The organism is Arthrobacter sp. 01T414 (assembly GCF_056398965.1).
Genome location: NZ_JBFTQK010000005.1, coordinates 222,824 through 240,519, shown reverse-complemented (window position 1 = coordinate 240,519; position 17,696 = coordinate 222,824). Strand labels below are relative to the sequence as shown.

The 17,696-nt window shown below is 68.4% G+C and carries 20 protein-coding genes; 8 read left to right on the top strand and 12 right to left on the bottom strand.

Features of this window, described 5'->3' with window-relative positions; all coding sequences use genetic code 11:
* Positions 1-26: 26 nt before the first annotated feature.
* Positions 27-794 (top strand): histidine phosphatase family protein, encoded by a 768-nt coding sequence (locus AC1DK9_RS13490; protein WP_476916226.1) that lies wholly within the window; start codon positions 27-29, stop codon positions 792-794.
* On the top strand, positions 778-1,671 hold the full coding sequence (locus AC1DK9_RS13485) for an NAD(P)H-hydrate dehydratase (RefSeq protein WP_476916225.1): 894 nt from the start codon (positions 778-780) through the stop codon (positions 1,669-1,671). Before AC1DK9_RS13490 ends, AC1DK9_RS13485 begins: the two co-directional genes overlap by 17 nt.
* A 52-nt stretch (positions 1,672-1,723) precedes the next feature.
* Here the strand turns inward: AC1DK9_RS13485 and AC1DK9_RS13480 are convergent, their stop codons facing one another.
* The 5 genes from AC1DK9_RS13480 to AC1DK9_RS13460 all read right to left on the bottom strand — a co-directional run bounded on the left by AC1DK9_RS13480 (position 1,724) and on the right by AC1DK9_RS13460 (position 5,295).
* Positions 1,724-2,515: a glycerophosphodiester phosphodiesterase family protein gene (locus AC1DK9_RS13480; RefSeq protein ID WP_476916224.1), complete on the bottom strand. Its 792-nt coding sequence runs from the start codon at positions 2,513-2,515 to the stop codon at positions 1,724-1,726.
* Positions 2,516-2,560: 45 nt separating this feature from the next.
* Complete coding sequence (locus AC1DK9_RS13475) at positions 2,561-2,806, bottom strand: hypothetical protein (protein WP_476861361.1); 246 nt, start codon at positions 2,804-2,806, stop codon at positions 2,561-2,563.
* Positions 2,807-2,910: 104 nt separating this feature from the next.
* Positions 2,911-3,729, bottom strand: a complete 819-nt coding sequence (locus AC1DK9_RS13470; RefSeq protein ID WP_476916223.1) for an HAD family hydrolase — start codon at positions 3,727-3,729, stop codon at positions 2,911-2,913.
* Positions 3,730-3,822: 93 nt separating this feature from the next.
* Complete coding sequence (locus AC1DK9_RS13465; RefSeq protein ID WP_476916222.1) at positions 3,823-4,320, bottom strand: YbhB/YbcL family Raf kinase inhibitor-like protein; 498 nt, start codon at positions 4,318-4,320, stop codon at positions 3,823-3,825.
* 9 nt (positions 4,321-4,329) lie between these two features.
* A complete protein-coding gene (locus AC1DK9_RS13460) occupies positions 4,330-5,295 on the bottom strand; it encodes a carbohydrate kinase family protein (protein ID WP_476916221.1) in 966 nt (321 codons plus the stop codon).
* A gap of 84 nt (positions 5,296-5,379) precedes the next feature.
* On the opposite strand from AC1DK9_RS13460, the gene AC1DK9_RS13455 reads away from it, so the two are divergent.
* Positions 5,380-6,657: an MFS transporter gene (locus AC1DK9_RS13455; RefSeq protein ID WP_476916220.1), complete on the top strand. Its 1,278-nt coding sequence runs from the start codon at positions 5,380-5,382 to the stop codon at positions 6,655-6,657.
* A gap of 37 nt (positions 6,658-6,694) precedes the next feature.
* Here AC1DK9_RS13455 and nhaA read toward each other — a convergent pair whose 3' ends face one another.
* The 4 genes from nhaA to AC1DK9_RS13435 all read right to left on the bottom strand — a co-directional run bounded on the left by nhaA (position 6,695) and on the right by AC1DK9_RS13435 (position 11,087).
* Positions 6,695-8,056: a Na+/H+ antiporter NhaA gene (nhaA, locus tag AC1DK9_RS13450; protein ID WP_476916219.1), complete on the bottom strand. Its 1,362-nt coding sequence runs from the start codon at positions 8,054-8,056 to the stop codon at positions 6,695-6,697.
* A gap of 77 nt (positions 8,057-8,133) precedes the next feature.
* The gene (locus tag AC1DK9_RS13445; RefSeq protein ID WP_476861367.1) at positions 8,134-8,829 is read right to left on the bottom strand and encodes a potassium channel family protein; all 696 of its coding nucleotides are present in this window, start codon (positions 8,827-8,829) and stop codon (positions 8,134-8,136) included.
* Positions 8,822-10,213 (bottom strand): TrkH family potassium uptake protein, encoded by a 1,392-nt coding sequence (locus tag AC1DK9_RS13440; RefSeq protein ID WP_476916218.1) that lies wholly within the window; start codon positions 10,211-10,213, stop codon positions 8,822-8,824. The genes AC1DK9_RS13445 and AC1DK9_RS13440 overlap by 8 nt, the downstream gene beginning before the upstream one ends.
* 79 nt (positions 10,214-10,292) lie before the next feature.
* The gene (locus tag AC1DK9_RS13435) at positions 10,293-11,087 is read right to left on the bottom strand and encodes an alpha/beta hydrolase (protein ID WP_476916217.1); all 795 of its coding nucleotides are present in this window, start codon (positions 11,085-11,087) and stop codon (positions 10,293-10,295) included.
* Positions 11,088-11,293: 206 nt separating this feature from the next.
* Between AC1DK9_RS13435 and AC1DK9_RS13430 the strand changes: the two genes are divergently transcribed.
* Entirely contained in the window at positions 11,294-12,400 is a 1,107-nt protein-coding gene (locus AC1DK9_RS13430) for a GTP pyrophosphokinase (protein ID WP_476916216.1), read from the top strand.
* Positions 12,401-12,459: 59 nt separating this feature from the next.
* Here the strand turns inward: AC1DK9_RS13430 and AC1DK9_RS13425 are convergent, their stop codons facing one another.
* Positions 12,460-12,900: a protein-tyrosine phosphatase family protein gene (locus AC1DK9_RS13425; protein WP_476916215.1), complete on the bottom strand. Its 441-nt coding sequence runs from the start codon at positions 12,898-12,900 to the stop codon at positions 12,460-12,462.
* Positions 12,901-13,029: 129 nt separating this feature from the next.
* On the opposite strand from AC1DK9_RS13425, the gene AC1DK9_RS13420 reads away from it, so the two are divergent.
* The gene (locus tag AC1DK9_RS13420; protein WP_476916214.1) at positions 13,030-13,323 is read left to right on the top strand and encodes a DUF4287 domain-containing protein; all 294 of its coding nucleotides are present in this window, start codon (positions 13,030-13,032) and stop codon (positions 13,321-13,323) included.
* A gap of 22 nt (positions 13,324-13,345) precedes the next feature.
* On the opposite strand, the gene AC1DK9_RS13415 is transcribed toward AC1DK9_RS13420, so the two are convergent.
* The gene (locus tag AC1DK9_RS13415; protein ID WP_476916213.1) at positions 13,346-14,869 is read right to left on the bottom strand and encodes a SulP family inorganic anion transporter; all 1,524 of its coding nucleotides are present in this window, start codon (positions 14,867-14,869) and stop codon (positions 13,346-13,348) included.
* A 173-nt stretch (positions 14,870-15,042) separates the two neighbouring features.
* Between AC1DK9_RS13415 and AC1DK9_RS13410 the strand changes: the two genes are divergently transcribed.
* The 3 genes from AC1DK9_RS13410 to AC1DK9_RS13400 all read left to right on the top strand — a co-directional run bounded on the left by AC1DK9_RS13410 (position 15,043) and on the right by AC1DK9_RS13400 (position 17,361).
* Positions 15,043-15,435, top strand: a complete 393-nt coding sequence (locus AC1DK9_RS13410) for a MerR family transcriptional regulator (protein WP_476916212.1) — start codon at positions 15,043-15,045, stop codon at positions 15,433-15,435.
* Positions 15,436-15,549: 114 nt separating this feature from the next.
* Positions 15,550-16,560 carry a bile acid:sodium symporter family protein gene (locus AC1DK9_RS13405; RefSeq protein WP_476916211.1) on the top strand — a complete coding sequence of 337 codons (1,011 nt, stop codon included), beginning with the start codon at positions 15,550-15,552 and terminating at the stop codon, positions 16,558-16,560.
* Positions 16,561-16,761: 201 nt separating this feature from the next.
* Entirely contained in the window at positions 16,762-17,361 is a 600-nt protein-coding gene (locus tag AC1DK9_RS13400) for a DUF6919 domain-containing protein (RefSeq protein WP_476916210.1), read from the top strand.
* A gap of 32 nt (positions 17,362-17,393) precedes the next feature.
* Here AC1DK9_RS13400 and AC1DK9_RS13395 read toward each other — a convergent pair whose 3' ends face one another.
* A complete protein-coding gene (locus tag AC1DK9_RS13395; protein WP_476916209.1) occupies positions 17,394-17,690 on the bottom strand; it encodes an antibiotic biosynthesis monooxygenase family protein in 297 nt (98 codons plus the stop codon).
* Positions 17,691-17,696: the final 6 nt, after the last annotated feature.

Here is a 17,696-nt window from a genome sequence, read left to right as displayed (position 1 = left end):
TTCGGGCCGGCGAGCAGGAGGTAACGGTGGGCAACATCGGACACGGCGGCAGCTTGCCGGGCATCACGGGACTCGTCCTGGTCCGGCACGGGGAAAGCGAAGGCAATGTGGCCGCGACGCTCGCGCATCAGGCGGGGGCCCACGTCATCAATGTCCCGGCCCGCGACGCCGACGTCGGGCTATCGGAAACCGGCAGGGAACAGGCGCTGGCGCTGGGCCGGATGCTGGCCCGCATCCCCGAACAGGAGCGCTGTGCCGTCTGGTCCTCCCCCTACGCCCGGGCCCGCCAGACCGCCGAACTCGCGGTTCAGATGGGCGGCTGGCGGGTCCAGCTGCGGCTGGACGAGCGGCTCCGCGACCGTGAGCTCGGGATCCTGGACATGCTGACCTCCGCGGGCGTGGAGGCGCGGCTGCCCGAGGAGGCCCAGCGCCGGCGATGGCTGGGGAAGTTCTACTACCGGCCGCCGGGCGGCGAGTCCTGGGCCGACGTCGTGCTGCGGCTCCGCTCGCTGCTGGCCGAACTGGACCGTGAGCATGCCGGTGAAGAGGTCCTGCTGGTCTGCCACGACGCCCTGATCGTGCTGTTCCGCTACATTCTGCAAGGCCTTTCGGAAGCGGAGCTGCTGGATCTTGCCGCTACAACCAGCATTCTCAACGCCTCCGTCAGCCGCTATGTTCGGGCCGGCGGGAGCGGCGCGTGGGAGCTGGAAAGTTTCAACGTGGCGGACCACCTGGCGGAGCAGGGCGTACCCGTCACCGAGCACGCAGGAGACGCCGATGTCCACCCGCGCTAAGCCCTCCCCCGCCGTGCAGCTGACTCCGACGTTGCTGCGCGGCTGGCCGCTACCCGGCGGGGGTTCCGGCAAGGATGACCGGGGTTCGGTGCTGGTGGTGGGCGGCGCGCGCAAGACGCCCGGGGCCGCGCTGCTCGCCGGCGTCGCTGCCTTGCGCTCCGGTGCCGGCCGGCTGACCCTGGCGGTGGCGGAGTCGACGGCGGTCCAGCTGGCGGTCGCCTTCCCGGAGTCCGGCGTCGTGGGGCTGCCGGAGACTACGCATGGATCGGTCAAGGGCTCCGCAGCGTCGTTGCTGGCAGACGAAGTGGGCGCTGCAGACGCCATCCTGGTCGGACCGGGCCTGGACGACAAGGACGAGACCCTGTCCTTGCTGCGCGCCTTGCTGCTGCCGGGCAGGTCGCGGCCGAAGCGCGGCCCCGCCGTCGTCCTCGATGCCTATGCCCTGGGCTGCCTGCCCGAGCTGGCCGGGGAACTGCAGCCCTGGGCGGGACGGCTGATCCTGACCCCCAACGTCACCGAGGGCGGCATCCTGCTGGGCCGCGACCTTGAAGACCTCCACCGTGACGTGCCGGGGATCGCCGAGAAGTACCAGGCCGTGGTGAGCTGCCAGGGTGTGATCGCGGAGCCGGGCGGCGGCTTATGGGAAATCACCACGGGACACAGTGGGCTGGGCACCTCGGGAAGCGGCGATGTGCTGGCCGGCGCCATTGCGGGACTGCGGGCCCGTGGAACCACCGACGCACAGGCCGCCTGCTGGGGCTCCCACCTGCACGCCGCCGCCGGCGACCGCCTGGCGAGCAGGCTGGGCGGACTCGGCTATCTGGCGCGCGAGCTCTGCGATGAGTTGCCGGCGCTGATGGTGGAGCTCAGCAGCTAGGATTCACAACGGGCTACGGTTGCTGCGCGGGTTTTCAGGCGGCTGAGGGACGTCAGTCCGGCCACTGCCCGCGTTCCTGCAGGACCGTCTTCAGCAGGTCCGCGCGGTCGGTGACGATCCCGTCGACGCCGAGGTCCAGCAGCCGGTGCATCTCGGCCGGCTCGTTGATGGTCCAGACGTGGACGTGCAGGCCGTGGCGGTGGGCGCGGCGGACGAACCCCGCGGTCACCACCGGCACGGCCCCGTACCGGACCGGCACCTGCAGTGCGTGCACGTCGCGGAGCGCCACGCGGCGCAGCATCGCCGCCGGAAGCAGCGGTCCCAGCAGCACGAACAAGGCGTTGGAGGCCATCCCGGCGGAGCTTGCGGCCGGACGGCTCAGGCGCCGCAGCACGGCCCGGCGCCGGCGGTCGGAGAAGCTGGCGATGAGCACGCGGTCGTGCAGGCCATACTCCTCGATCGCCGCGGCCAGCGTGGCCACCGAGTTCCAGTCCTTGACGTCGAGGTTGAGCCGGACCTCCGGAAACTCCGCGACCAGCTCCGCCAGCAGCGGGATCGGCTCCACTCCGGCGATCCGGGCCTGGGCCACCGTCTCGGCGGAGAGCTCGGAAATCCGGCCGCTGCCGTCCGTGACCCGGTCCAGGGTTTCGTCATGGAAGAGCAGCAGCACCCCGTCGGCGGTGGTGTGGACGTCCGCCTCGAGGTAGCGGTAACCGAGGTCGACGGCGGCGCGGAACGCGGCCATCGAGTTCTCGGCGCCGGACGGCGAAAAACCGCGGTGGGCCATCGCGACGGGCGCTCCGGCAGCGTCGCCGGCGGCGAGGAAGGGGTGCGGGGCAGTCACTCCTGAAGCGTACCGGAGCACCCCCGGCTCAGCAGGAAGGCGTGTTCAGGCTCCGTGCGGCAGGATCTCTACGCCATCGCTGCAGTGCAGCAGCGTCCGGCCGGCGCCGTCGAGGTCCACCCAGACGGTGGTGTGGTCCAGTGTGACCTCGTCGACCAAGCCGCCGGTCTCAAAGCCGGGCGAGAGCCGGACCCGGACCCGGTCGCCCTGGCGCAGGCTCTTCCAGTGCGCGTCCGGGTCCACCCGCCGGAGCGGCTGATCATCTATATGTCGGTTGCCGTACCTGGCCATGATTGCCCCACCATCAGTCAAGAGATCCCTTCGGTCCTGCCAGCCTAGGAGGCCAAGATGAACGGCAGTTGTCCGGCAGCTGGGAATCCCGTGCGGGGCAACGCTTACGGGAGCCGGACGCCCAGCTCGGCAAGTTTGGCCTCGAGGACCTGGGCCACGCCGTCGTCGTCGAAGTGCGGTGCCTGCCGACCGGCCGCCCGGATAGCCTCCGGGTGTCCGCTGGCCATGGCGTAGCCGTGCCCGGCCCAGCGCAGCATCTCGATGTCGTTGGGCATGTCGCCGAAGGCCACTACGTCCTGCGCTTCAACGCCCAGGGACGCCGCGTATTCGGCGAGGGTCACGGCCTTGTTGACGCCGGGCAGCGACAGTTCCAGCAGCGCAATGTTGGGGGCGGAGTGCGTGGCGGCGGCCAGGTGGGCGACGGCGGGAGTGACCTCGGCGAGGAACTCGTCCGCGGAACCCTCCCGGACCACCGCGAGGAATTTCACCACAGCGTCGTCCGCACTGAGCGTCTCCTGCAGCGGGGCCGGCGTGAATTCGGCGAGCAGTCCGCTGGAGCCGGTGCCCAGGAAGCCCGGTTCCAAGTGGAAGCCGGTGAGGGTTTCGGCGGCGAACAGCGCGGAGGGGCGCAGCCGCTGGATGATGCGGCGGGCTTCGAAAACGGCGTCGAGCTCCAAGGCACGGGCGGAGACCATGCGGTCGGCTTCGAGGTCCCAGACCACCGCGCCGTTGGAACAGATCACGGTTCCGGTGTGGCCCAGTTGCTCCTGCAGGGGATGCAGCCAGCGCGGGGGCCGGCCGGTGACGAACACCAGCTCCACTCCGGCGTCGCGGCAGGCGTGGAACGCGCGCACGGTCCGGTCGCTGATTTTGCCGTCGTGGCCCAGGATCGTTCCGTCAATATCACTTGCTACCAGCCGCATACTGCCAGTCTACGTTGGCTGCGCCCGCGCCATTTCGGGCCCCGCGCCCGGGCGCGGGCAGAGGGTGTACGACGGCGACGGCGACGGCGGCGGTCAGTGCCGTTCGTACAGGCCGGTCAGGGTCGCCAGGGCCAAGGTGTGCGGGCCGAGTTTGGCTTCCAGCTTGGCCGGGGAGGCGCCGGCGTCGAGCCCGGACTTTTCAACGTTCAGGGCGTGCACCGTGATGATGTAGCGGTGCGGTCCGTGGCCCTTGGGTGGGGCGGCCCCCAGGTAACCGGCTGACCCGCCGTCGTTCCGGAGCTGGAAGGCGCCCAGCGGCAGTCCGCCGCCGTGCCGGGACCCCGCCCCGGCGGCCAGCGAGGTGACGTCCGCCGGAATGTCCAGCACGGCCCAGTGCCAGAAGCCGCCGTGGCCCGGGGCGTCCGGGTCGAACACCGTGACGGCGTAGCTTCGGGTGCCGGCCGGGGCGCCGCTCCAGCTCAGCGGCGGCGATTCGTCCTTGCCGCCGGGTCCGGTCGCTGCGCCGCGCTGGGCCGCCGGCAGGATCTGGCCGTCCTCAAAGGTGTCGCTGCGTAGCTTGAAGGTTGCCATGGCTTCCTCTCAGTTGCTGGTTAGGCCCGCGCGTTCAGGGTCCAGCTCCATCCGGTTTAGCTCGGCGCGGGTGGGCGGGTTGGCCCCGGCGCGGGAGACCGTGACGGCAGCCGCAGAGGCGGCGTGGCCGAGCAGTTCACGCAGGCTCTCCGCGGAAAGCCCGCGCAGGTCCTTGCGGTTCTGGGCGCCGTTGAGGCCCCGGTCCACGATGCCGGAGAGCAGCGCGGCCATGAAGGAATCCCCGGCGCCCACAGTGTCCGCCACCTTCACCGCCGGCGCCGGAACGTGTCCCTCGCCGGCGGCATTGACGGCCCACGGCCCGGCCGCGCCGCGCGTGACCACCACCATGGCCGGGCCTTCCGAACCGCCGAGCGAGAGCCACCGGCGGGCCGAATCCAGCGGGTCAACACCGGGATAGAGCCATTCGAGGTCCTCATCGGAGGCCTTGACCACGTCCGCGAGGGTGACGAACTTTTCGGCCTGATGGCGTGCGTAGTCGGCGTCGGTGATGATGCTGGGCCGGCAGTTGGGATCGAAGCTGATGGTCGTCGAAGGATGGGCATGCTCGACGGCGGCGAGCACCTCCGCGGCGCCGGGCGCCAGCATGGTGGCAATCGAGCCGGTGTGCAGCAGCGTGCTGCCCTGCAGCATGAACGGCAGCCGGTCCGCGAGGCCGGGAAGCTCCCAGGCGAGGTCAAAGGTRTAGCTCGCGGCGCCGTCGTCGTCAATCAAGGCGGTGGCCACCGACGTCGGCAACTCGTCCGGCCCCAGCGGCAGTAGCACCGAACTGGATTTGAGGTGCGCCGCGACGGATTCGCCGTAGGCGTCCCGGCCGTAGCGGCCGATGAACTGCACCGGGTGGTCCAGCCGGGCCAAGCCCACCGCGACGTTCAGTGGGCTGCCGCCGACGTGGGCCTGGATGCCTGAGGAGCGCTGGACAACATCAACCAGGGCCTCACCAATGACTGTGAGCATGCTCATACTCTGCCAGAGAACGCGGCCGTTCGCCGCTGTGCGCGCAGATTTGTCCACATACCCCCGGGGGTATAACCTGAAAGAATGGCAGCTATCGATCCCCCCACCCGCCAACGCGGCGCGTCAAGCGCGGCGGTCCTTGGGCTGCGCCAAAATCTCGCCCAGTTCATGCTGCTCGTGGCGGTCAACGCGCTGGTCGGCGGCACCCTCGGCCAGGAACGAACCGTGCTTCCGCTGCTCGCAAGCGACGTGTTCCACCTCGACAAGTACACGAGCGCCCTGACCTACATCCTGGCCTTCGGCTTGGCCAAGGCTGCCACCAACTACTTCGCCGGAACGCTCTCGGACCGCTACGGGCGCAAGCCGGTGCTGGTGGCCGGCTGGCTGATAGCTCTGCCCGTGCCGCTGCTGTTGATCTTCGGCACCAGCTGGTCCTGGATTGTCGCCGCCAACGTGATTTTGGGCATCAGCCAGGGTCTTACCTGGTCCACCACGGTGGTCATGAAGATGGACCTGGTCGGGCCGAACCGGCGGGGCCTCGCGATGGGCTTCAACGAAGCCGCGGGCTACCTGGGCGTGGCCGGGACGGCCCTCTTCACCGGCTACCTCGCGGCATCCTACGGCCTGCGGCCCGCGCCGTTCCTGCTCGGTGCCGCCTTCATCGCCCTGGGGCTGGGCCTGTCCGTGCTGGCCGTCAAGGAAACGCACCACCATGCGAAAACGGAAGCCGCGAACCACGTCGATGCGCACAGCGGTGCCGGGGCGTCGCTCAGCACCCGCGAGATCTTCACCCTGACCAGCTTCCGGGACCGCTCGCTGTCCTCCGTGAGCCAGGCCGGACTGGTCAACAACCTCAACGACGGCCTGGCCTGGGGCCTGTTCCCGGTGCTCTTCGCCGCCGCCGGCCTCTCGATTGAACGCATCGGCATCCTCGCCGCGGTCTACCCCGCGGTCTGGGGCGCGGTGCAGCTGGTCACTGGCGCCGCCTCGGACCGGCTGGGGCGCAAGTGGCTGATCGCCGGCGGGATGTTCGTCCAGGCAGCGGGCCTCGCCCTTGTGGCGGCCGGCCACGGCTTCGAAATCTGGCTACTCGCGGCCGTCCTGCTCGGCATCGGCACAGCGATGGTCTACCCCACCCTGCTGGCGGCCATCGGCGACGTGGCCCACCCGCAGTGGCGGGCACGCTCGGTCGGCATCTACCGCCTCTGGCGCGACGGCGGCTTTGCCGTGGGTGCACTGCTGTCCGGGCTGCTCGCGGACGCCTACGGCATCCCGGCGGCGGTCGCCGTCGTGGCCGCGCTGACGGCAGCGTCCGGGCTGGTGGTCGCGGTACGGATGCGGGGCACCGACCACCACGCGTAGCGCCGGGCCGCGCCGGCTAAGACCGGCGTGCGGCGGCTCAGCGTGCAGCGCCGCCTTCCTGGTAGACATCGGGAATCCCGTCGTTGTCCGAGTCGCGCCGCTCCTCTTCCTCCGCGAGCCGGTACTGCCGGTTGCGGGTGCGCAACACCACGCTCGCCAGCAGTGCGGCCAGCAGGGATGCCGCCAGGATGCCCACCTTGGCGTGGTCGTCCTGGAGGCTGCCGTTGCCAAAGCTGAGCTCAGCCACCAGCAGCGACACGGTAAAACCGATCCCGGCCAGGATCGAAACGCCAACTACGTCGATCCACTTGAACGAATCGTCCAGCCTCGCCTTGGTCACCTTGGTAAGCAGCCAGGTGGTCCCCATGATGCCGGCGGGTTTGCCCAGGACAAGCGCCAAAATGATGCCAAGGGCAACCGGATCGGCAAGCGCCGAGCCCAGCCCGTCCCACCCGCCCACGGCGACGCCCGCGGAGAAGAACGCAAAGACCGGTACCGCGATGGCCGCCGAGATCGGCCGGAAGCGGTGCTCGAAGATTTCCGACAGTCCCGGCCCGGCCTCTGGACCCCCGCTGGCCTGGGAGCGCAGCACCGGTATCGCGAAGCCAAGCAGGACGCCGGCAACCGTCGCGTGGATGCCAGAGGCGTGCACCAGTGCCCAGGTGGCCAGGCCGAGGGGCAGCAGGATGAACCAGGCCGCGGGGGCCTTGAGCCCGAAGAAGCGGCGGTACCGATGCGCCAAATAGGTGTAGAGCCCCAGCGGCAGCAGGGCCAGCAGCAGCGGAACAAACTGCAGTTCGCTGGAGTAGAACACGGCAATGATGGTGATGGCGATCAGGTCGTCCACCACGGCGAGGGTGAGCAGGAAGATCCGCAACGCGCTCGGCAGGTGCGAGCCGATGATGGCCAGGACCGCGACGGCGAAGGCAATATCCGTGGCGGTGGGGATCGCCCAGCCCCGCAATGTCTCCGGGCTGCCGAGGTTGACGACGGCGTAGATCACCGCGGGGATGATCACCCCGCCGGCCGCCGCGGCGACCGGAACGATCGACTTGTCCAGCTGCCGCAGGTCTCCGGCCACGAACTCGCGCTTGAGCTCCAGGCCGACGAGGAAGAAGAAGATGGCAAGCAGCCCGTCCGCCGCCCACGCCCCCAGGCTGAGCTCCAGGTGCCAGGGCTCGTAGCCGAATTTGAAGTCGCGGAGGGCGAAATAGCTTTCCGACGCCGGCGAGTTGGCCCAAATAAGAGCAGCAACGGCCGCCAGCACGAGCAGGGCTCCGCCGACGGTTTCCTTGCGGAGGATTTCGCCGATGCGCAGCGATTCGGCATAGCTGCCGCGGCCAAAGATGGTCAGGCGCGGCGTGCCGCGCGGCGGCGTGGGAGGCGGGGTGTGGTTCATGCGGAAGTCCTCAAAATTGGGTCGACTGAACTATGCCGACCAGACTTCCCGGCGCACCTGACTCCAGTCTACTTTGCCTACGGCATCGTGCTGAATCGTTCCGCCTGTGACTTGGCACCCTGGACGATGATCTGGTCCTCCTCATAGAGGACCGTTTGCGCCGTGGTGTGGCCCCAGGTCCCGCCGGGGCGCTTGACGGCCACCACGGTCACGCCGAATTTCTCCCGTAGTCCCACGACCCCGAGCGGGCGGTCCCGGACGATAGCCGGAGGGCCCGTCCGGATCATCACAAAATCGTCCTCGAATTCCACGTAGTCGAGGATGGAGCCGAGGACCAGGTGGGCCACCCGCCTGCCCATGTCATGCTCAGGCCGGATCACGTGCTCGACGCCGAGCTGGGCGAGGATTTCGGCGTGCGGCTCGCTGATGGCCTTCGCCCAGATCTGCGGGCGCTGGAATTTCAGCAGCCGCGAGGTGGTCAGGATGCTGGCTTCAATGTCGGAGCCGATGCCCACCACCGCGCGGTCAAACTCGTGCACGGACAGCTGGCGCAGCACCTCCTCCTTGGTCGAATCGGCCCTGACCACATGGGTGAGGCGCCCGTTGAAGGACTGGACGATTTCCTCGCTGGCGTCTACCCCGAGGACCTCGGTCCCCTGGGCCTCGAGCTCCAGGGCCAGGGAGCCGCCGAAGCGGCCGAGGCCAATGACCACCACCGAGGACGCCTTGGTGCTGGCGGCCGCCGTGCGGGCGGCAAAAATGTTCTTAGCCAATGAGCGGCCTTTCCTTGGGGAATTCGTAAAGCAGGGGCCGTTCGCGCAATGCGAGGGCGGCGCCGAGGGTCACGGGCCCCAGCCTGCCGACGAACATCAGCAGGATCAGGACCAGCTGGCCGGCTGGCGGCATGGCGGCGGTGATGCCCGTGGACAGGCCCACCGTCGCGAAGGCGGAGACAACTTCGAAAAGGATCCGCTCCTGGCCAAAGTCGGTAATGAGCATCAGGAATATGGTGGATCCGAACACCAGCGCGATCGCGAGGAGCACCACGGTGATCGCTTGGCGGTGGACGGCGCGGGAGAGCCGCTTCCCGAAGATGTTCACGGCCGTGCCGCCCTGGAGTTCGGTGGTGAGGATGAAGAAGAGCACGGCGAAGGTGGTGATCTTCAAGCCACCGGCGGTTCCCGCCGGGCCGCCGCCGATGAACATCAGGATGTCCATGCCGAGCCAGGACACGGGATGCATCTGCGAGATGTCGATGCTGTTGAAACCGGCGGTGCGCGTGATGGCGGACTGGAAGAAGCCGGCGAGCACGCGGTCGCCGGCCGGCAGCGCGCCGAGTGTGGCCGGGTTGGTCCACTCCACAGCAGTCAGGAACGCGGTTCCGCCGGTGAGCAGCACCGCGGTGCCGACCAGGACCAGTTTGGTATTCATGCCCCAGAAGATCGGGCGCCGGTACTGCCGGACCAGTTCAAAGAGGACGGGGAAGCCGAGGCCGCCGATGATCACCGCCGCGGCAATCGGAAGGCACACCCAGGGGTCGCCGACGAACCCCATCAGATTGTCTGAATACAGGGCGAAACCGGCGTTGTTAAAGGCTGACACCGCATGGAAGATGCCGCGCCACACAGCCTCGCCGGGCGGGTAGCCGTAGCCGGCCATAAAGCGGGCCGCGAGGATCACGGCCAATAGTGTTTCCACGATCAGGCTGATGCCGAGGACGCCCACCAGCACCCCGCGGACGTCGCCGAAGCCGGTGCTTTTCGTCTCCGCGGCGGCGGACAACCGGGATTTCAGGCCCAGCCGGCGGGCGGTCAGGACCCCGAGCAGGGTGCCGAAGGACATCACACCGAACCCGCCGATCTGGATCAGCACCAGGATGACCACTTGGCCGAAGCCGCTCCAGAACACCGGCGTGTCCACGGTGCTCAGGCCCGTCACGCAAACGGCTGAGGTGGCCGTGAAGAGGGCCTCCAGGAAGGTGGCCCCGCCGTCGCCGGTCTTTGCCATCGGCAGGGACAGCAGGCCGGTCCCCGCGGCGACGGCGCCGGCAAAGCCCAGGACGATCACTTGGGCGGGATGGCGGGGCCCGAAAGCACGCGCAAACTTGGTGAAGCCCGCCACGGGGGCACGGAGCACCGCGGGAACGTTCACATGCATGGGGCCACGCTATCACCGGTGCCGGCGTCCTTCGCCGGGCCTCTTCCGGCGCCCGCTCCCCGGGGCCGCCTCGCCCGGTTCAGCCCAAGAGTTGCTGCACGAGTTCGCGGCACTTCCGGTAGGCGGCCGCCTTGGGGTCGATCAGCGCGAAGTGGTCGCCGGGAACCTTGAGCAGTTGAACCGGGGCGCCTCCTGCCTTGGCCGCGGCGGAGTAGCCCTCGGACTGGCTCATCGGCACGGTGTCGTCCTCGGTGGTGTGGACGGCGTAGACGGGGACCTGCAGCGGCACCGCGCTCATGGGATCGGCGAACTTATGCCGTTTGGGGTACTTATCCGAAGATCCGCCCAGGAAGTTACTCACCGCGCCGTTGCTCAGATTGAGCCGCTCCGCCTCGGCCAGGTTCAGCAGCCCCGACTGGCTGACGACGCCGGTGAGGTGGACCGCGTCGCCGTCGTCCTTGCGCTGCAGCTGGCGGTCCGCGTCCGGGGCACCGAGCTGGCCAAGCCGGCTCCGGCCCGCCGCCCAGACGGCCAAGTGCCCGCCCGCGGAGTGGCCGAGGGCCACGACGCGGTCCAGGCCCAGGGCGTGCTCGCCGGCGATGTCGCGGAGCTTGTCGATACCGGCCAGGACATCGGCAAAGGTGTGCGGCCAGCCGCCGCCGTTGCCGGCCCGCCGGTACTCAAGGTTCCAGGCCGCTACGCCGTGCGCGGCGAGGTCCTTGGCCAGCGGTTCGCCGAGTTCGGCGCCGTACTGTGACCGCCAGTAGCCGCCGTGGATGACGACCACCACGCCCCTGGGCTCGGCCGCGTCCGGGAGGAAAAGTTCCCCCCACTGGCTCGGGTCCTCGCCGTAGTGGTACTTCTGCCGCTTCACTGTGTCCTCCTTGGGGCCCGGTGAACAAGCGGCGACCGCCCCCAGAGTCGCCGCCGCTGCGGTCGCGATGAAAACCCGACGCCGCACATCAGCCATGAGCAGAGCCTACCTTGGGCCCCGGACGGCGCCGCGGAAGCCGGCGCCGTATTGCCGCCATCCGGGGACACGCTGGAGCGGCTGTCACACCCGCGTCGTAAGCTAGGCCCATGGCGAGCAACTGGGTGCGGCTGGACCCCGCGCTGCGCGAATCCGTGCAGGACAACGTGGAACTCTATGAGCGGGTCCGTCCTGCCTTGAAACTGGTCACCCGCGAGGTGCTGCTGATGCTGCGGGCCATGCTCAAGGGCACCGAAGTGACGCCACTGTTCGTGACCGGACGGACCAAGACCGTGGAGTCCTTCCGTGAGAAGATTTCCCGCATCGAGGAGCCGCTGGAACCGGGCGGACCGCCGGTGCTGAAGTTTCCGGACCCGTTCCGCACGCTCAATGACATGGTCGGTATCCGCGTCATCACCAAGCTGCCGGCGGAAAACGCCGTCGTCGCCAACCTGATCAAACGCCAGCGCCAGCTTTTCGACTGCCGGGGAGACCGCGAAAAGGACATCGGTTCGATCGAATCCGGCACCTACGGCTACTCCAGCCGGCACTTGATCCTGCGGACCATCCAGAACGAGGCCGTGAAGGAGTACCAGCAGGTCTTCAACCCGGAGGCCCAGCCCAACGGCAGCTACTTCTTCGAATGCCAGATCAGAACCGTCTTCGCGCACGCCTGGAGCGAGATCGAGCACGACATCCGATTCAAGGCCGAGGACCCGCGCGCCTGGACCCCGCACTTCGACCGCCAGTTCACCGCCACGGCCGCCATGCTGGAAACCGTGGAGGGCGCCTTCGCGGACCTGCACGAACGTTACGAGGAGGTGCGCAGCTACTGGGATATGGACGGCGAGGGCGCCGCGCAGCTCACCCCCAACCGGATCCGCGACGTCTGGCGGACGCTGCTGCCGCACGTGGACCGGAAGGTCGACGACGACTGGGGCTGGGCTGCCGAGCTGATGGCCGCGCACGGCCTGAACCAGACAGTACAGCTCGCGGGCCTGCTCAGCGCCAACCGCATCACCGAAGTCCGCAAGGCCCTGGACCACCGCTACTCCCCCGGGCCCGACCGGCTGCTCGATGACCTGCTGCTGTGGCAGTACGGCACCGCGCACATCGACCTCACCGCGGAACCGGCCGACGCCGTCCCGCACCCGCGGCGCGACAGCCTGCAGCGCCGGCTCAAGCAGATCGAGCGCTACCGGCTGACCCAGGGCTAGGTTTTCGGGCAGGCTTTCGGCACTGGCAGCCCGGACCGGCCCGAGCCGTTCCCCGCCCCTCAGCGGTGGGAGTCCTGGAACCTTGCGACGTAGCGCCGCTGCCAGGGCGTTTCCACGGCGCTGCGCCGGTAGTTCCGCCGCACGAATGCAACGGCGTCGGCGGCGGGAACGCCGTCGAGCACCGCGATGCAGGCAAGGGCGGTGCCGGTCCTGCCCCGGCCGGCCCAGCAGGCCACCTCGACGCGTTCCGTTTCGGCGCGCCGCCACGCCTCGCGGAAGGCATCGAGGGCATCGGCGTCGTCGGCGGGTACGTGCAGGTCCCGCCAGCGGACCCAGCGGGACTCCCACGCGGTTGGCCGCGGGCGGCTGCCCAGCAGATACAGGCCGAATTCCGGCAGTGGTCCGGGAGGAACCGGCGCCAGCAGGCCCCGGCCGCGGATCAGGCGTCCGGACGGAAGACTGAGCACACCCGGTTGGCCCGGTTCCCATGTCTGCGCCATAGTCCCGAGCGTAGCCCCTCCCGGGAACCGGCCAAAGGATCGCAAATTAGGGCCACACGGGTCTGGCGGTGGAGGATTCCGGTCCCTAGAGTGGCCCGGAACTCAAGAACCGCTGAAGGGAATCCAAGGATGTCATTCCAGGCATACCTCGACACGATCGAGGACAAGACCGGACTCACCCCGCGCCAACTCCTCGAACTCGCCCAGCAGAAGGGTTTTGATGACGCGACCGTGAAAGCCGGCGAGATCCTCGACTGGTTGAAGGCGGACTACGGGCTGGGCCGCGGCCACGGCATGGCACTCGTCCACGTCATCCGGCAGGGGCCGGGCATCAGCAGCAAACACGTTGGCGCCACCGGTGCGCACAGCGACGAGTCGGACACGCTCTGGCTCGACGGCAAGGCATCGAAGCCCTCGTCGTAGTCCCGCCGCCCGCGCCGGTCCCCTAGTGTCCGGCCCCGAGCTTCCCGCCGAGGCGTTCGCGCATCAGCACGCTGGCGTCGTTGAGGCCGACAACAGTCACGGTCTTGCCGTGATGGCGGTACTTCTCGGTGATGGCGTCCAGCGCCGCAATGGTGGAGGCATCCCAGAGATGCGAGGCGTGCAGGTCGATGACAACGCGCTCGGGATCCAGCGCGTACTCAAACTGGGTGTAAAGGTCGTTGGAGGAAGCGAAGAAGAGTTCGCCGTCGACCTTGTACGTCGCGACGGGGCCGCCGTCGTCCTCTGTCACCGTCCGCGCGACGGTGACAAAGTGAGCCACCCGGCGGGCGAACATCACCATTGCCACCAGCACGCCGACGCCGACGCCGATCGCCAGGTTGTGGGTAGCCACGGTAACGATCACGGTGGCGACCATGACGGCGGTTTCACTCTTGGGCATCATTTTCAGAGTCCGCGGACGGATGCTGTGCCAGTCGAACGTGGCCACGGAAACGAAGATCATCACGGCCACCAGGGCGGCCATGGGGATGAGCGAGACGATGCCGCCGAGGGCAACCACCAGGATCAGCAGGAAGACTCCGGCGAGAAACGTGGAGATCCGGGTGCGGGCGCCGGAAGCCTTCACGTTGATCATGGTCTGGCCGATCATCGCGCAGCCGCCCATGCCACCGAAGAATCCGGTGACGACGTTTGCTACGCCCTGGCCCCAGGCCTCACGGGTCTTGGGCGAGCGGGTGTCCGTAATGTCATCGACCAGCTTGGCGGTCATCAGGGATTCGAGCAGCCCCACGAAGGCCATCGCGAGGGCGAAGGGGAAGATAATCTGCAGGGTCTCCAGCGTGAACGGCACATTGGGGACGAAGAGGGCTGGCAGCGAATCGGGCAGTTTCCCCTTGTCCCCCACGGTGGGAACCGCGATGGCGGCAAAGACTGTGATGAGTGTCACCGCCACGATCGCCACAAGCGGGGCGGGAACTGCCCTGGTGAGCTTGGGCAGCCCGAACACGATCAGCAGGCCCAGCGCCGTCAACGGATAGACCAGCCACGGGACCCCCAGCAGCTCGGGGACCTGGGACATGAAGATCAGGATGGCCAGCGCGTTCACGAAGCCGACCATGACCGAGCGCGGGATGAAGCGCATCAGCTTAGCTACGCCGGAGAGACCCAGGATGATCTGGAAGATCCCCGCCAGGATCACGGCAGCGACGAGGTAGTCAAGGCCGTGGGACTTCACCAGCGGGGCGATCACGAGGGCGACGGCGCCGGTCGCGGCCGAAATCATCGCGGGCCGGCCGCCGACGATCGAGATGGTGACGGCCATGGTGAAGGCCGCGAAGAGCCCGATCCGCGGATCGACGCCGGCGATGATCGAGAAGGCGATTGCCTCCGGAATCAGGGCCAGAGCGACGACGAGGCCGCCGAGGACCTCGGTTTTCAGCCGTCGCGGGGACAGCAGTGCGCCCCGGACCGATTGCAGTTGTTCGGGGGTGGAAGCCGGGGGCTTCCCGGCGGTTTTGATGGCCATCGCTGGCTCCGTTCAGGGTCAGGGAGGACGGCAAGGCGCCCTTACGTGCGAAGAATGTGGGGCGCTGCATCGCGCCGGGAGGGAGCGGGACCGGACTCGGCGGTCGCACCACTCACCCCCAACCCTACCCTAACGTGATGGTAGAGTTGAATCCGGCAGAAAAGGAGCCAGCAATGACGGAACAGACCGGGAGCACCATGCACATCGGCGAACTGGCCGAACGCACGGGACTTTCCCTGCGCACCATCCGCCATTACGACGACGTCGGACTCCTCCCCGCGACGGCCCGCACCGATGGTGGCTTTCGGGTCTACTCCGAGGCAGACGCCGCGCGCCTGATGCTGATCAAGCAGATGAAACCGCTGGGCTTCTCCCTCGAGGAAATGGCCGAGATCCTGGGCTTGCTGGGAGCGGAGGGGTCCGCCCCGGCTGGTGCCTACGGCGCCGGCCCCGCCGCGCGGCTGGCCGAATTCCTGGAACGGGCCGAGCACCAGCGCGCCAAGATGGCCCGAAACCTGCTTCAGGCGGATGAGTTCATCGCGATGCTGGGCCAGCGAATCGCCTGAACTCCCGGCCTAACTCCACGGGCTCAAGCCCGCCGCGGCCTTAAATCTGACATACTCGTCCGCCGACTGGTCATAAAGTAGCCGCATGGCGGACGCCAGTGGCACCATGCTTGGATGCTTGAGGCAACCAAATCTCCTGAATCCGCTTCGGAGGCCCGCGCCGACGCGGACGCTCCGGTAAATCCGGCCCTCGCCGCCGAGGCCAAGATCGCCCGCATCGCGGTCACCGTGTTCCCGCTCCTGGTGGTGGTGGCCGGCGTCGCGGGCTTCCTCCTGCCGGGTGCCTTTAAACCGCTCGCGCCGAGCGTGCCGTACCTGCTCGGCATCATCATGTTCTGCATGGGCCTGACCCTGACCCCGCCGGATTTTGCCTCCGTGGCGAAGCGTCCGTGGGCCGTGGTGCTGGGAATCGTGGCGCACTACGTCATCATGCCCGGCGCCGGGTGGCTGATCGCCCAGGCGCTGCACCTCGAGCCGGAACTCGCCGTCGGGCTGATCCTGGTTGGCTGCGCACCGTCCGGCACGGCGTCGAACGTGATGGCGTTCCTGGCCAAGGGCGATGTGGCCCTCTCGGTGGCCGTCGCCTCGGTGTCGACGCTGATCGCCCCGATCGTCACGCCGTTGCTGGTGCTCTTCCTGGCCGGGTCCTACCTGCAGATCGATGCGGCCGGGATGGTGCTGGACATCGTCAAAACCGTCTTGCTGCCGGTGGTTGCCGGCCTGCTCGCCCGCCTGTTCCTCAAGAAGGTCGTCGCCAAGGTCCTTCCGGCGCTGCCGTGGGCCTCCGCCGTGGTCATCTCGCTGATTGTGGCGATTGTGGTGGCAGGCAGTGCGAACAAGATCGTGGCCGCGGGCGGCATCGTCTTCCTCGCCGTGGTGCTGCACAACGGCTTCGGCCTGGGCCTTGGCTACCTGGCTGGCAAGCTCGGCCGCCTGGACGACAAGGCCCGCCGCGCCCTGGCTTTTGAAGTGGGGATGCAGAACTCCGGCCTTGCCGCGACGCTGGCGACGGCGCACTTCACCCCGCTGGCCGCGCTGCCGTCCGCCGTGTTCTCGCTCTGGCACAACGTTTCCGGCGCCATCGTGGCCGCCTGGCTGGCCCGCCGCCCGCTGCGCGACGCCTAAGGCCGGCGCGGACCGCGTCCCCCATCGGTTGCTCCGTAGTCGCCGTTTTCAGGCCTCAAAACGGCGTTTACGGAGCAATCGACGCTGGGCGCGGGCGAAACTCCGGTGACGCGGTGTGAATCCCGCCTTGCGGTGCAGGCGCGGGTTCAGCAGGATGAAGTGAGCCGGGTTCAAGGCACGCAGGGGAGGTGGGACTCGCTCATGGATGACCAATACACAACTGAACGGGACAGCTTCGGCAGGCTGCTTGCGGACCGGCAGGTCTGGCGGCAGGCGACGACGATCCCGGCGGCCGGAGAACTGACCGCGCGCTGGCTGGAAGGCCGGAGCCAGTACCAGCCGGGAACGTTCACCCCAGGCATTGATGCAGAAACCGGGGCGATCGCCGGGCAATTGGCCGAGCTCAACCGGAACGGGCTCTTCACCAAGGAATCCCAGCCCGGGCTCCGGGAGGACGGCAACGCCCAGCGGGCCTACGTGACGGGCTACTGCGCAGCAGAGTCGGCCGGCAGCCTGCTGGATCTTTCCGCGCGGACCGAATTGGTGACGGTGGCCCACGCCCCGGGGGAAATGAGCCGCGCCTCGATTCCGGTGACCCTCCAGCAAGCGGAGATCGTCACCGTACTGGGCACGAGCGAAAGCCCGATCGAGGCGGACCAGCTTCAGGACTGGTCCGCCGAGGCCAACGAATCGCTGGCGCTGGTCCTGGCCGAGTCCTGGTACGTCGAGATTTTCGACCCCGTCTGGGGCCGCGACGGTGTACTGCTGGCTRCGGTCCTCGAGGCGCTGACGTCAGACTGACGACGACGGCGTGCGCCCCCTCGGCCGCACCTTCAGCCGATGCTGGCCGCCTCGTCGAGCGTGCGCGATTCGAAGTGCTCCAGCATCTCGCGCATCGCCTCGACTCCCTGGGTGAAGGTGGCTGACGCCCGCCACTGCTCGATCTGTTCCAGCGATTCCCATGGACCGGTGCTGATGAACCTGTTTCTGACGTCGTGGTCATGCATCAGGACAGCCTTGGTGTGCGGGTAGTCCTCCTGCGTCTTCCTCGCCAGATCGCGCCACGCCTGGACAAAATCATTCTCTCGTCCCGGGTGGACCAGCCAGATTCCAAGCGTGTAGACAGACATGGCTGC